The sequence below is a fragment of the Brevundimonas sp. genome, from assembly GCF_032055285.1.
Classification (GTDB): domain Bacteria; phylum Pseudomonadota; class Alphaproteobacteria; order Caulobacterales; family Caulobacteraceae; genus Brevundimonas.
This window is the reverse complement of the sequence record NZ_DAMBRE010000001.1, coordinates 263,844-277,781: the sequence shown is the minus strand read 5'-3', so window position 1 is coordinate 277,781 and position 13,938 is coordinate 263,844. Positions and strand designations below refer to the sequence as shown.

7 protein-coding genes and 1 tRNA gene are annotated in these 13,938 nt (G+C 67.8%); 2 read left to right on the top strand and 6 right to left on the bottom strand.

The genetic code is table 11. The features are described from left to right. Positions 1–163: 163 nt before the first annotated feature. Positions 164–240, top strand: a tRNA-Arg gene (locus tag RTY13_RS01370). Positions 241–321: 81 nt separating this feature from the next. Here the strand turns inward: RTY13_RS01370 and RTY13_RS01365 are convergent. Then, entirely contained in the window at positions 322–1,635 is a 1,314-nt protein-coding gene (locus RTY13_RS01365) for an amidohydrolase family protein (protein WP_312780602.1), read from the bottom strand. A gap of 272 nt (positions 1,636–1,907) precedes the next feature. Continuing rightward, on the bottom strand, positions 1,908–4,157 hold the full coding sequence (locus RTY13_RS01360) for a glycoside hydrolase family 88 protein (RefSeq protein ID WP_312780600.1): 2,250 nt from the start codon (positions 4,155–4,157) through the stop codon (positions 1,908–1,910). Between the two features lie 151 nt (positions 4,158–4,308). Here RTY13_RS01360 and RTY13_RS01355 point away from each other — a divergent pair, with 151 nt between their 5' ends. Continuing rightward, complete coding sequence (locus tag RTY13_RS01355; RefSeq protein ID WP_312780598.1) at positions 4,309–5,685, top strand: glycoside hydrolase family 28 protein; 1,377 nt, start codon at positions 4,309–4,311, stop codon at positions 5,683–5,685. A 142-nt stretch (positions 5,686–5,827) separates the two neighbouring features. Here the strand turns inward: RTY13_RS01355 and RTY13_RS01350 are convergent, their stop codons facing one another. The 4 genes from RTY13_RS01350 to RTY13_RS01335 form a co-directional block, all read right to left on the bottom strand. Further along, positions 5,828–8,554, bottom strand: a complete 2,727-nt coding sequence (locus RTY13_RS01350; protein ID WP_312780596.1) for a TonB-dependent receptor — start codon at positions 8,552–8,554, stop codon at positions 5,828–5,830. A gap of 320 nt (positions 8,555–8,874) precedes the next feature. Continuing rightward, positions 8,875–10,338, bottom strand: a complete 1,464-nt coding sequence (locus RTY13_RS01345; protein WP_312780595.1) for an oligogalacturonate lyase family protein — start codon at positions 10,336–10,338, stop codon at positions 8,875–8,877. A 26-nt stretch (positions 10,339–10,364) separates the two neighbouring features. Next, entirely contained in the window at positions 10,365–12,659 is a 2,295-nt protein-coding gene (locus tag RTY13_RS01340; RefSeq protein WP_312780594.1) for a hypothetical protein, read from the bottom strand. Then, positions 12,659–13,921 (bottom strand): sugar MFS transporter, encoded by a 1,263-nt coding sequence (locus RTY13_RS01335; protein ID WP_312780593.1) that lies wholly within the window; start codon positions 13,919–13,921, stop codon positions 12,659–12,661. Before RTY13_RS01335 ends, RTY13_RS01340 begins: the two co-directional genes overlap by 1 nt. Positions 13,922–13,938: the final 17 nt, after the last annotated feature.

Sequence of the window (13,938 nt, the reverse complement as noted above, 5' to 3'; positions counted from 1 at the left end):
AAACGAATCATGACCGAATCAGCGACACGGCCCGATTCAGGCTTTGTTCCCTACAAGATATTGTAGCTTAACGCGGATTAATCGCTAGGAGTTTCTTGCCGGGTGGATAAGTCGGGCGCGGCGTCTTTCCCTGATGGCCGCGAGCCGCTAGGGACGACGCAACGGCCCCGTAGCTCAGCTGCATAGAGCAAGGCTTTCCTAAAGCCGAGGTCGGGGGTTGGAGTCCCTCCGGGGTCGCCATGGTCCATCTGAAGCCGTTGCACGGTCTTCGGGGATTCAGGCGACATGGTCAGATGCCAGGGCGAGCGCTGGGCGCACGGGTCAGGGCGCAGTCGACACCACGTCATCCATGCGCGCGCCGTTGGCGATGACGGCGACGATGCTGCGGCTGTTCTCGATCGTCAGCAGGGGATTGTCGGCCAGCAGCAGGATGTCGGCGCGATAGCCCGGCGCCAGACGGCCGACCTGATCCGGGCGGTCCAGGAAGGCGGCGCCGCCGAGGGTGGCGGCCTGCAGGGCCTGAGCGGGGCTGAGGCCCGCGCGCACCATCCAGGACAGTTCCTCGTGCGCTGCGTAGCCCGGGAAGACGAAGGGGTTGCCGACATCCGTGCCTAGGGCGATGGGGACGCCCGCCGCCGCCGCGCGTCGCAGATTGTCCGAGGCCGTGGTCAGGTAGCCGAGCGCCGTCGCCTCGTCCTCGGCCGCGGCGGCGAGAAAGGGCGGGGCCGTCAGGCTTTCAACCGCTGAGGGCTCCACGCCGGCCAGGGCGTAGGGGTCCGTCTCGCGTTGCCCCCGCGCCCAGGTGAGGATGCCGTCATAGAGGGCGAAGGTCGTCACCAGGGTCATCTTCTGTTCGGCCATGCGCCGCACCAGATCGTCCGGCAGCCGATCGGTCGGCCCATGCATGACGCCGTCGACCCCGGCGTCGAGGGCGATGCGCACATGCTCCGAGGTGCTGATATGGGCGAAGACCCGCAGCGACCGGGCGTGGGCGGCGGCGACGAGCCGGCGGATCTGGGCGTCGCTCAGACGGGGCTTGGGGTACCAGGGCGGCGGGCCGTCTTCGATGACGATCTTGACGGCGTCCACGCCCGCCGCCTTCTTGGCGTCCATCAGCTGATCGATGTCGGCGTCGGAGGTCAGCATGGTGACGCCCAGGGCTTCCAGCACGGCGGGGGGCGTATCCGCCGGCATGTTGAAGATGGTCGAGATCGGGTGGCTGCCGGGGGCGGTGATGAGGGAGCCGGCGCCCTGGAGGTCGGGGCATCGACCCGCAGCAGCCCGGCAACGTTCCCGCAACCCTGAGAATTCGGCGTCGTTGGCGCCGGTCGCACCGGGAATGAAGAGGCTGGTGACGCCGTAGCGCAGGAACTGCTGCAAGGCGCGGGCGCGGGTCGTCTCATCGCCCGGCAGGGCGCCGCCTTCGCCCAGGTGGGCGTGAACATCGATCAGCCCGGCCATGGCGAAGCGCCCCGAGGCGTCGATGCGCGCTGCGCCCTCGGGCGGTTGGGCGGCGCCTGCGGGGGTGATGGCTGCGATCCTTCCCCCAAGGATCAGGATGTCCTGTGGCGGCGACGCTGAGCCGGTGGCCGGGTCAATGAGGGCGGCGCCGGCGATGAACAGCGCGGGGCGCATACTGTTATCTGACTGCGTCGCCCAGGCGGTCGACGCCGACCACGTTAGGGCGAGGGCGAGGGCGGCGGCGAGCCTGAGCCGGGAGGCGGACATCCGCATGGGCGCTCCGCTCCCGCAAGCCTGGCGGCTTGCGATGGCCCTAGCGGTGGATGTGTTCGCCATGGAAGCCTCCTCGCCCGGATGCCCAACGCACGAAATCACATTTCGTTGTTACTTTGAAGCGAGCGAGGCTTTGGTGCGCCCGAAGCGGGGGCTTCGAGCGCAGGCGGCGTCTAGAAGCGGAAGGTCTGGCCTGCGGCGAAACTCTCCCAGGCTTCGCGGGTCCTGAAGTCCAGGCCGCCGTCCCAAGCGGAGCCCATGTAGTAGGTGAAGGGCCGGCCGGGCGTGACGCGCACCAGGATCAGGTAGTTGTCGGCGTCCTCGGCGAAGCCTTCGACCAGGGCGGGGTCCACGGCGATGGCGATGCCGATCGAGCCATGCTCGGGATTGGCGGGCTCCCAGAACATCAGACGGCCGTTCTCCGCGTCGCGCGTGACGGCGCCGGCGCCGGCGGCGGTCCGGCGTTTGGAGATGCCGATGCCGACGATCAGGGGCTCGGCGGTGTCCGAGTTCAGGGTCGAGGTCATGCGGGTGAAGTTCGAGCCCAGCGGCAGGGAGAAGTCGCGCGTCTCCCAGACCTGGCGGGCCACGTCGACGGGCCAGGGGCGGTAGTCGACGCTGAAGCGGGCTTCATCGCCGCCGGTCTCCTCGATGCGGTAGGTCGAGAAGTTGCGGCTGGTCCACAGCTTGTTGTCGTACCAGACGCCCAGACCGCCCGAGCCGCGCCCGCGCCCGACGTCGTAGTAGTCCAGCCCCTCGCCGCGATCGACGTGGTAGTTGGGGAAGCGCAGCTGGCGGTCCATGTAGGGGTAACGGACGCGCTTGGCCCAGACATCAATGCCAGAGCCCGAGGGCGCCTCGCGTGCCTCCAGCGCCGGGCCGTAGATGCGGTGGGCGACGCGGTCGTTTTCCCACAGCAGGTCGTCCAGACGGTCGGGCGCGAAGCGGACCACGGCGCGTGGCTGCTGCTGGTCGGCGGGCGGCGGGGTCAGGCGCTCGACCTCGGCGGGGCGGCCCAGGGCGGTCGGGTCGTAGGAGAGGGCGCGGGTGGCGTGCATCTCCTCGGCGCGGCGCCTGATCTCGGCCTCGCCGACGACGGTGACGGGGGCGGGGGGCGTCGGCGTGGTGGCGGCGATGACGGCGGGCGTATCGCGGGCCGGTTCGGCCAGGGGCAGGCTCTTTTGCGCGCCGTTCAGGTCGGCGACTTCCAGTCCCGCCAGCAGATAGGTGCCGGTGGTGTAGAGGCCGACCTCGTTGGGATCGGTCGGCACGGGCATGTCGCCGGTCTTCTGCGTGGCGCCGATCAGGCCGCTGGGCAGGACGTGGCGGTTCAGCGCCGCCCAGCCCTTGAGCACGGCGGGCTCATAGGTCGCGCGGTCCAGCAGGCCGTGGTTGATGCCCCAGGCCATGGCGTAGACGTAGAAGACCGAGCCCGAGGTCTCGGCCTGCGGATAGAGCTCAGGCGCCAGCAGGCTGGCGCGCCACAGCCCGTCGTCCTGCTGCAGCTCGCGGATGCGCCCGGCCATGGCCTGGAAGATGTCGATGTAGTCCTGACGACCCTCGAAGTCGGCGGGCATGGCCTCCAGGGTGCGGGCCAGGCCGCCCATGACCCAGCCGTTGGCGCGGCTCCAGTAGATGGGCTGGCCGTTGGCCTCCGTGCGGTCCTTGAAGCGCTGGTCGCGCAGGAAGAGGCGCTGCTCGGGCACCCACAGGCGGTCGATGGTGCGGCGGAACTCCTTGTCCATGGCGCGGACGTACTTGGGATCGCCGGTCACGGCCGACATGCGCGCCAGCACGGGCGGGGCCATGTAGAGGGCGTCGGCCCACCACCAGATCGAGGCCTCGGTCTCGGCCGTGCGGTTCAGGTGCGGAACCATGTAGTCCAGCCGCTGACGCAGGGGCATCAGCACCCCGTCCTGACCCCGGCGGGAGTAGAGCTCGATGTAGAGGTCGCCGATGGTCTGGTCGTCGGCGTTCAGCATGGTCGGGCCGGAGCGGGCGCCGCGCAGGCTGTAGTTGTAGTGCTCGGCCACCGCCGTCAGGAAGCGCAGGGTCTCGGGATCGTCCGACACCCGCGCCAGTTTGGCGGCGCCGATATAGAAGGTCGCCGCGACCCAGTTGGACGACATCTGCGTCAGGTTGCTGCCGGTCGACAGGGCCAGCGGGCGCTGGGCCATGTCCTTGATCTGGGACGAGGCGACGTATTCGACCGCCGCCATGGTCTGTTCGCGCGAGGGGCGGGCGTCGGCGCGGAAGTTGAGGTCGGGACGCGGCTTGGCGGTCAGCCATTCGGCCTCGACGCCGGGGTTGGACTGGGGCGCCCAGGGCTGTCCGGCGGCCGATTGGGCCAGGGCGGGAGAGGTCAGGACGGTGCTGGCCAGCAGGAAGGCGGCAATCGTCGGCACGGCGCGGCGTAGCGTCACAGGCGTTCTCTCCGGTACGAACCCCGATGCGTTTGGGGTTTCACTATTTGCTTATGCGTACCATAAAATGGTGGATGAGCAGCGCAAGTCGGAATGACACCGCGCGACAAGACGCCGTCGCCCAAGGCGGCCAGCATATTGAGGAACGCCCATGCACCGCCGCTCCCTGCTGCAACTCGGCCTGACCGGGGCCATCGCCACCGCGGCCCCGCCCGCCTTCGCCCAGTCGACGGGGCGCACCTTTGACGCCGCCGACTTCGGCGCGGTCGGTGACGGCGAGACGATCAACACCCGTCCGATCCAGGCCGCCATCGACGCGGCGTCGGGCGCAGGCGGCGGCACGGTGGTGCTGAGGCCCGGCGTCTATCTGTCCGGTTCGCTGTTCGTGAAGTCGAACGTGACCCTGCTGATCGGACGCGGCGCCACCATCAAGGGCCTGCGCGACATCGCCGCCTATCCCATGGTCCGCACCCGAGTCGCCGGGATCGAGATGGAATGGCCCGCGGGCCTGCTGAACATCTATCGCGAGAAGAACGCGAAGATCACCGGCGAGGGTCTGGTGGACGGCGACGGCAAGGTCTTCTGGGACAGCTATTGGGCCATGCGCCGCGACTATGATCCCAAGGGGCTGCGCTGGGCCGCCGACTATGACTGCCGTCGTCCGCGCCTGATCCATGTCTATGACGCGGAGGCGGTCGAGGTGTCGGGCCTGAACCTGGCGCGATCGGGCTTCTGGACCGTCCATGTCTGCTATTCGCGCGACGTGAAGGTGTCGGACCTGATCATCCGCAACAACCTGGGCGGTCGCGGCCCCTCGACGGACGGCATCGACATCGACTCGTCGGAACGGGTTCTGGTCGAGCGCTGCGACATCGCGGTCAACGACGACGCCCTGTGCATCAAGGCCGGACGCGACTGGGACGGTCTGCGCGTGGCGCGGCCCTGTCGTCAGGTGAAGGTTCGCGACTGCATCGTGCGCGACGCCCACGCCGGCATGACCTTCGGCAGCGAGACTTCGGGCGGGTTCGAGGACATCGAGGTGTCGGGCCTGCGCATCGAGTACCCGGTGCCGCTGGGCATCTTCTTCAAGTCGGGCCATACGCGCGGCGGGGTGATCAACAACATCGCCCTGAAGAACATCCACCTGCAGGACGTGGCCACCCTGTTTAGGGTCAATCTGAACTGGTACCCGAACTACTCCTACGCCCAGATCCCGGCGGGGATCACTGACATTCCCGACTACTGGCGCGCCCTGGCCACACCGGTGCCGCGTGAGCAGGGCATCCCCCGTATCCGCGACGTGCGCCTGTCGGACATCAAGGCGGTCGGCGGCAAGATCGGCTTCGAGGCCGCCGCCTATGAGGAGGCGCCCTTGCGCGACTTCACCTTCGACCGACTGGACTGGGACGTGCGCGAGGCGGGCAGCATCGCCAATGCTGACAACTGGCGCTTCAGCGACTGCAGGATCGACACCCTGGACGGGACGGGCCCCAAGGTGACGGCCTCGCGCGGGGTGGTGGGCCTCTAGGACGCCAACTGTTTCAGGAACGAAAAGAGCCCCGGCGCCACAGGCGTCGGGGCTTTTTGCTGCTTGGCTGGCAGGCAAAAAAGAGGCCCGGAGCGAGAACGCTCCGGGCCAAGTGATGCGCTGAAAGGCTCAGGGAGGAAGATCAGTATTTCCAGCGCAATCCGATAGCGATCTCGCGGCCGGTGTGGCGGTAGTCGGACACGCGGTCCGCCACGTCGACGTAGCGATCATTGTATTCGTCGGTCAGGTTGATGCCTTCCAGCGAGATCGTCATGCTGTCCGAGATGTCATAGGACATGGAGGCGTCGACGTAGGTCGTGGCGTTCATGCCTTCTTCCGAGTTGCCGTTGCCGCCGGGGAAGGACATCAGGTAGCCGCTGCGATAGGCCGCCGAGACGCGGGCCTGGAACGGACCGTCCTCGTAATACAGCGTCGTGTTGAAGGTGTTCTTCGACTGACCCGTCAGGCGGTTCTTGCCGGCGGCGCCGTAATCGACCTCGGAGTCGACATAGGTGAAGTTGCCGATGAAGCCGAAGTTCGACCACAGGCCGGGCAGGAAGGTGAAGGGCTGCTGGTACTGGATTTCCAGACCGTGCAGCGAACCGCCTTGGCCGTTCAGCTTGCGCGTGACCTGGAAGACGTCGGTCGGACGCGCGGCGCCCTGCAGCAGGTCGTCCGGCAGGCCCAGGTCGCTCCAGACGATCGACTCGGTCACCGAGGTGATGAAGCTGTCGATGTCCTTGTAGAAGACGGCGGCGGCCAGCAGGCCCTCGTTCTGGAAGTACCACTCGACCGACAGGTCGTAGTTGGTGGCCCGGAACGGATCCAGCAGCGGGTTGCCGTAGGAGACGGTGCGCGTGGTCGGCGAAACGCCGCCGCCCGGCGTCAGATCGCCCAGGGTCGGACGCGACATGACCTTGGCGGCGCCCAGGCGGATGACCAGGTCGTCGCGCGGCTCGATGGCCAGGTTGAACGACGGCAGGACGTCGTCGTAGTCGTTGGTGGCCGTGACGTAGCTGTAGGTCGGCCCGGTGGGGGTGGTCACCGTCTGCCAGCCCTTGGACTCGACCTCAGTTTGGGCGTAGCGGACGCCGACATTGCCGCGCACCACCATGTTGGCGATATCGGTGTTGAAGTCGGCCTGGACGAAGACGCCCTTGTCGGTTTCGTCGACTTCGCGTTCGCTGCGGTTCGGCACCAGCGGATCGTCATAGACGCTGAGGAAGTCGTTGATCTTCCAGATGTCGGGCACGATGAAGTTCATGCTCGAACCGTCGGGCACGCCGATCTTGCCGTCGATGCTGACGATCTTGCCCAGGGCGTCGACGCCGGTGATGCGGTCGGCGCCAGCCGTGGCCGTGGCGGCGCGCGAGACGCCCCAGGTGCTGAAGCCATAGGTGCGGTATTCGCCGCCGGCCTTGAACGTCAGCGACGGGTTCCAGTCGTATTCCAGGGCGCCGGCCACGACATTGTTGTCGAAGTCGCCGCCGCTGGTGCTGCGCGTGCCCTGCACCAGGGTGAAGTTCTGACCCGATGTGATGTCGTAGCCGTAGTTGATCATCGGCAGGCGGTCATTGCCGCGGAAGTCGATGGTGTAGCCGTTCACGCCCGCCTGCTCGAAGGCGTAGGTGACGTTGATCGGGGTGCGGGCCTCCGACTTGTTCAGGCCCAGCTTCATGTTGCCGCGCAGGCGGTCGGTGAAGTCATGACGGACGTTCAGCGAGGCCTGGGCGAAGGTGCTCTCGTTGCGGGTGAAGCCGTTTTCCGAGCGCACCAGCATGTTGTCGAAGACGCCGTAGGACAGGGCGTTCTTGTTCGCGTCGATGGCGTAGTCGCGCACGATGACGTTGTTCACGGCGGCGCGGCTGAAGGCCCAGGCCTCGACGTTGGGGCTTTCCAGCTCCGAGTTCAGGCGCGACCAGAGCAGGTCCAGCACGACCTCGGTGCGGTCGCTGGGGCGCCATTGCAGGGCGCCGGTCAGGCCCAGGCGGTCTTCCTGGGTGTTGCCGAAGGTGTAGCGCGGGATGCGCGGGTAGAAGGCGTTCAGCAGTTCAGTGCGTTGTGCTTCGGTCGTGCAGGGGACGCAGCCGCCGAAGTTCTGACCGACGCCATAGGCGCGGGTGGCGTCGCCCTTCTGCCAGCGCGTGGTGTTGAAGCCTTCGAGGATCGGCGAACGCTCCGAATAGGCGATCGAGCCCAGAATGCCGAAGGTCTTGTCCTCGTTCGACCAGCTCAGCAGGCCGGCGGTGCGCGGCACGGTCTTTTCCGACAGGTCGTTATACGAGGCCTGGACCGACAGGGCGGAGTTGAAGCCGCTGCGCGAAAAGTCCAGCGGGCGGCCGGTCTGCAGGTCGACGGTCGAGCCCAGCGAGCCCTCCTCGATCTCGGCCGACTGGGTCTTGCGGACCTTGATGCTGTTGAACAGTTCCGACGCGAACATCGAGAAGTCGAAGCTGCGGTTGCGGTTGCCGCCCGAGGCCGCCTGGGCCTCCAGGCCGTTGATGCGGGTGCGGGTGAAGTCGGCGCCCAGGCCGCGCACCGAGATGGTCGTGCCCTGACCGTTGACGCGTTCGATGGTCACGCCGGGCAGGCGCTGGATGGCCTCGGCCAGGTTCTGGTCGGGGAAGTCGGCGATGTCTTCAGCCAGGATGGCGTCCACGGCGCCGGCTTCGCGGCGCTTGACGTTCAGGGCCTGCTGCAGGCTGGAGCGGAAGCCGGTGACGACGATCTCGTCGACAGTCGTGGCTTCTTCCTGCTCGGGAGCGGGCGCGGCCTCCTGGGCGAAGGCGGGGGCGGCGCCCCACAGCAGGGCGGTCGCCGAAACGCCGGCGATGCACAGAGTCCGGGCGTGGCTGAAGGGCCGTTCCATGTTTCTCTCCCCGCACCGGGGCCAGTGGCACCGGTGTCATTTGTTGGTATGGTGTCGCGCATAGTTGGACGTCAGCGCGTGCCACTTCTTGCAACAGCTTCCCGTCTTTTGCAACAGACTGATGTCGGCCGCGCATTTTGATGCCCGCAAGGCGTCGAAAATGTGTTTTCAAGCAAGGGGATGACGACGCGCGTCGTCGCTAAAAACACCTGGGATCGGGTTCTGAATTGCGGAACGCGGGTATCTAGAAGGGGCGGGCGAGATAAGAAAAAGGCCCCGGATCGCTCCGGGGCCTTCGTTCATACGAGTGCGGGAGGGGGTCAGGCCGCGCGGGCCACCTCGACGGCATAGACGTGGTTCCGGCCATGCATGTTGGAGACGAAGACGATCCAGCGACCGTCGGGCGTGAAGGTCAGGTTGGGCTCCAGCCGGTAATCGTGGTTGGACAGGTCCACCAGCCGTTCCGAGCGCAGGTATTCGACGCTGATCTGGTCGTCCTTGTCGCTGGAGGGGTCCTCGTCGACGATAGGCTCGGGACGCAGCAGCACGATCCATTTGCCGTCCGGGGCATGGGCCACCATGTCGCCGTCGCCGCCGTCGCCGGCGAACATCTTACCGTCGGGCGAGACGTTGAAATGCACCGACCAGTCGTTCTGCTCGACCCGGCGATAGACGCGCTTGCCCGTCTTCAGGTCCACCGAGGCGACCCAGAAGACCTGACCGCGCGGGGTCTGCAGGTCATAGAGGACCTGCTTGCCGTCAGGGCTGAACCACTCGTGGCCGAAGATCTCGAAATTCATGGTGCGCGTGTGGGTCTTGCGCAGGTCCGAGCCGTCGACCTTCATCGTCCACATGCGATCGACGCGGTGCCAGGGGCCTTCGTGGCAGAAGATGATGCGGTCGGGATCGGTCGGCGAGAACTGGGTGTGGCCGATCCACTCGTTGGTCGAGTGGATGACGCGGCGCTCGCCCGTCGCCATGTCAATGACGAAGATCTCCATCGGATAGCGGGCGGCCCAGCGCTGCAGCATCCGCACGCCCTTGGCGCGGGCGAAGTTCAGCGGCTTTCCATCCGGACCGTTGGCGGCGTATTCGGCCTGATCGAAGCGGCGGTTGCGCGGGTCGCCGACGCCCGGTTGAAGCGGTTCCGACCCATGGGCGACGAAGCCCAGCAGCAGGGTCTCGTCGGCGTTGACCGAGTTGACGTTGCCGTTGGGGATGCGGGCGATCCGGCGCGTGCGCTTCGTGTCCACGTCGATGACGTAGATCGTCTTGGCGCGGTCCATCAACTGGGCCTCGCCCGGCTCGGTGACCGAGTAGTAGACGTTGCGCCCCTTGCGCCCGGTGAACATCAGGTCGGCGTTGCGGTCAGGGACCAGAACGCTCAGCGCCCAGGTCTTGAGGTCCACCGTCGAGATGCCCTGGGGCGTCGAGACGACCATCAGGTCCGGCGCCCCCGCCTTCGCCGGCAGGAACATGTTCTTGTAGAAATAGGGCTTGCCGCCGCCGTCCGGCGTCAGGCGGCGGATGCGGTGGCCGGTCTTCTGATCGACCCAGTCCGTCGGCACGGGACCCGTCCACTGCGGCGGCTGGTGCGGCGTCTCCTGGGTCGAGGGCGGGGCGGTGTTGGGCGCGGGCCAGGCCGGGACCTGACCGGCCGGGGGCAGGGCGGGTTGCAGCTGCGGCGCGGCCTGGGCCGAGGCTGACGGGGCGGCGCTCGCGGCGGCCCCCAGGGCGGGGGCGGCCAGCAGGGCCTTGAGGGCGGAACGGCGGGAGGTCGTCATGGGGCGGTCCTCGTTACTCATCGTCATCAGGGCGCGGGCGTCAGGCCTTCGACCCGCACGGTCCAGCCTTCTTTCGGAAAGCCGGGCGCATGGCCGGTCGAGCCGTCCCAGCCGCCGGCCATCAGGCCCACCGCCATCAGCAACGAGCCGTTGGACGGGAAGTAGGTCTCGGCCGCGCGGCGATAGCCGGCGCCGTCCGGGTTCACCGCCATGGCGACGCCGCCGGCCCCGGCGGAGACCGGCACCAGTTCGTCGGCGTGCTCGTCCAGGTGGACGCGCGGGGTCATGCCGGTGACGCCCCACTGGTTGTTCTTCAGGTCGGCGAACAGCCAGTCGACGGCCTTTTCCGGCTCGCCCAGGCGGGCGGCGGTCATGGCCATCATGGGGAAGTCCCAGCCCCAGGTCTGGCGCACGTCCCAGTTCTGCTCCACCGCCTCGAAGGTGCGGCGCATGGCGTTCGGGTCGATCCGCGCGCCGGGGATGAAGCCGTAGGCCATCAGGAAGGAGGGGTGGTCGCGGTTCTTGCACTGGGCCGCCGCCGCATGCTTGCGGCAGGCCTCGGACATGGCCGTTTCCCAGAAGTCCGGCACGCTCTCGACCGGCAGGTAAAGGCCGTCCTTCATCGCGGGCGGCGCGATTTTCGCCAGCGCCTGATCCCAGTCGGCGCGGCGGGGCTGTCCCTGCCGGACGCGCCACTGCTGCGCGGTTTCCAGCGCCCAGCGGAAATACTCGACCTCGAAGGTCGGGTTGATGGTGGTCAGGGGATCATAGTTTTCCTGCGCCGGGATCAGGGGCGTGCCGAGGTTCAGGCGGCCGTTCGCCTCGATGGGCCAGGAGGCCAGAAGGTCGGCGGTGGTCTCGACCAGTTCGCCGTAGCGGGCCAGCACCGCCGGGTTCTTCTCCGAGCGCCAGACCAGTTCGGCCAGCAGGATCGGGTGCGGCTGCTGCCACATGATGAAGGGCGAGACCAGGCTGGGGCTGTTGCGGCCCTCGGGCCCGACCATCTTGGGCCACCAGGCGCCCCTGACCCCGTGGCGCGCGGCCTCGGCGCGGGCGTTGTCGAGATTGCCCAGATACCAGGGCAGGCTGCGCTCCAGCAGTTCGGGGCGGCCCCACATGGCCTGCCAGCCGGCGTGCCAGGGGTGCATCTCCAGATGGAACTTGCCGTACCAGGAGTTGGAGAAGAGGCCCTCTTCCTGCGGCGGCAGTTCGCCCGCGCCGTTCACGGCGGACAGGTACTGCGACAGGACCACGCGGCGTTCCAGTTCGGTGGCGCGCGGGTCGGTGGAGCCGGTGAAGTCGACGGCGCCGCCTTCCGTCCAGAAGGCGTTCCAATGGCGGGTCACGGCCTGGACGCTGGCGGAATAGGCGGGGGCCTTGGTGGTGTCGGCCTTCTGGTCGAAGCGGACCATGACGGTCAGCCGCTCGCGACCGCCGGCGACGACGCTGAAGCGGTCGGCGCCGTTTTGCTCGATCTTACCCGATGCGGTGATGCCGGAATAATAGGCGGTGTCGTCCAGGCTGCGGCGGATACGGACGTCGCCCGTATCGAAGGCGACGACTTCGAGGCTCTGGACGCCCGTGGCGTCGAAGCTGGTCGGGTCGGGATTGATGGCCGGGTTGACGCCGGGATAGCGGACCTGAACGCCCAGGCCTTGAGACGCGACCAGTGGCGAGGCGATCTCGACCATGACCATGTCGAGCTCGGGATGGACGCGGGTCACGACCTCGACCGGCTGACCGTCATAGGTGAAGCGGCTGGTCAGGGCGCCGTTCCACAGGTCCAGGGTCTGACGGGCGTCCGCCACCTTGGCGAAGTCCAGGGCGCGGCCGTCGTTGAAGCTCAGGCCGATGCGGCTGAGCGAGATGCGGTGCGGGTTGGCCCGCAGCCAGGTGAAGGCGGGGTTGGTCTCGGCCTCGGCCCAGGACTTCATCCAGGCATAGGGCTGCTCGCCGCGTCCGGGGACGGGGACGTTCACCAGCCCGTTCTGCTCGGTGTAGCCCTCGGGGTTGGGGAAGCTGTGCCAGGCCCATTGAGCCATGGTCAGCAGGGGGGCCAGTTCCGAATACTGCTCGGGGAAGGTCTGCAGGCCGGTGATGTCGGCGGTGAAGCCCAGGTCGCCGTTGCCCAGCATGATCGGGGCGTGACGGTCGATGGCGGTCAGCGTCACATTGTGGCGCTGGGCCAGGGCCTGCCGGTCGATCGGGGCTGCCGGAGCGACGGCCGAGGCGGGCTGCATTGTCTGGGCGCAGGCGCTCAGGGGCAGGGCGGCGGGGCCGGCTAGCAGGGTGAAGGCGAGCAGGGCGGAACGCAGACGCATCAGTTGGTCTCCGTCTTCAGACCCAGACCGGCGCCCTTCCAGCCGTACCAGGCGACGACGACGAAGCAGGCGGCGGGCAACAGGAAGGCGACATTGGCGCCATAGAGGTCGGAGATTTTGCCCATGGGCCAGGGCAGCAGGACGCCGCCGCCGATGGCCATGACCATCAGGGACGAGGCCTTCTTGGTCGCGGCGCCCAGGCCCGTCGTGCCAAGCGCGAAGATGGTGGCGAACATGGTGGACATGAAGAAGAAGACGGCGATCAGGGCGATCGGCGACACCTTGTCGATGCCGGCGGCCACGATCAGCGTCAGGATGACGTTGATGACGCCATAGGCGGTCAGCAGGGCGCGCGGCTTGATCTTCAGCAGCAGGGCGGTGGCGGCGAAGCGGCCGACCAGATAGCCGATGGCGGCCAGCGACAGCATAAAGGCGCCAGTCTGGGCGCTCAGCCCTTGCCAGTTCTGGGTCACCAGATTGATGAAGAAGGCGCCGATGCCGACCTGGGCGCCGATGTAGAGGGCCTGGGTGATGACGCCCGCGACGAAGTGCGGCTGCTTGGACAGCGGCCTGGCGACGCCGCCGGCGTCCTCGCCGCCGTGGTCGGCCAGGCCCGTTTCGGGCAGACGGGCGCGCCACACCACCAGGGCGAACAGCACGACGCCCAGGGCGATCAGGCCATAGACGATCTGGATCGAGCGGGTGGCGCCGCCCAGAGCCTCGGTCGTGGTCGGGCTGAAGAAGACCGCGCCGCCGATCAGGGGGCCGAAGAAGACGCCCAGGGCGTTGAAGGACTGGGCCAGGTTCAGGCGCTGGGGCGCGCGCGCCGGGTCACCCAGGACGTTCACATAGGTGTCGGCGCTGGTCTCAAGGATGCAAAGACCCGCCGCCAGAACGAACATCGAGCCGACGAAGGGCAGGAAGGCGCCCGCGCTGGCCGCCGGAATGAAGAGCAGGGCGCCGACCGCCGCGACCATCAGGCCGGTGACGATGCCGAACTTGTACCCGCGCGCGTTCAGCAGCATGCCCGCGGGCACGCTGAGCAGCAGATAGGCCCCGAAATAGGCGATCTGCAGCCAGGCGCTGTCGGCGTGGCTGATGCTGAGCGTGTCCTGGAAATGCTTGTTCAGCACGTCCAGCAGGCCATAGGCCAGACCCCAGATCAGGAAGCAGGCGATGGCGAAGGCCAGCGGACCGCGCAGGTTGCCGGCGGGCACGGCGAGACCGCCGGGGGTGTGGGCGGCGTCGGTTTCGATACTCATGTCGTCCTCTCGGGCTT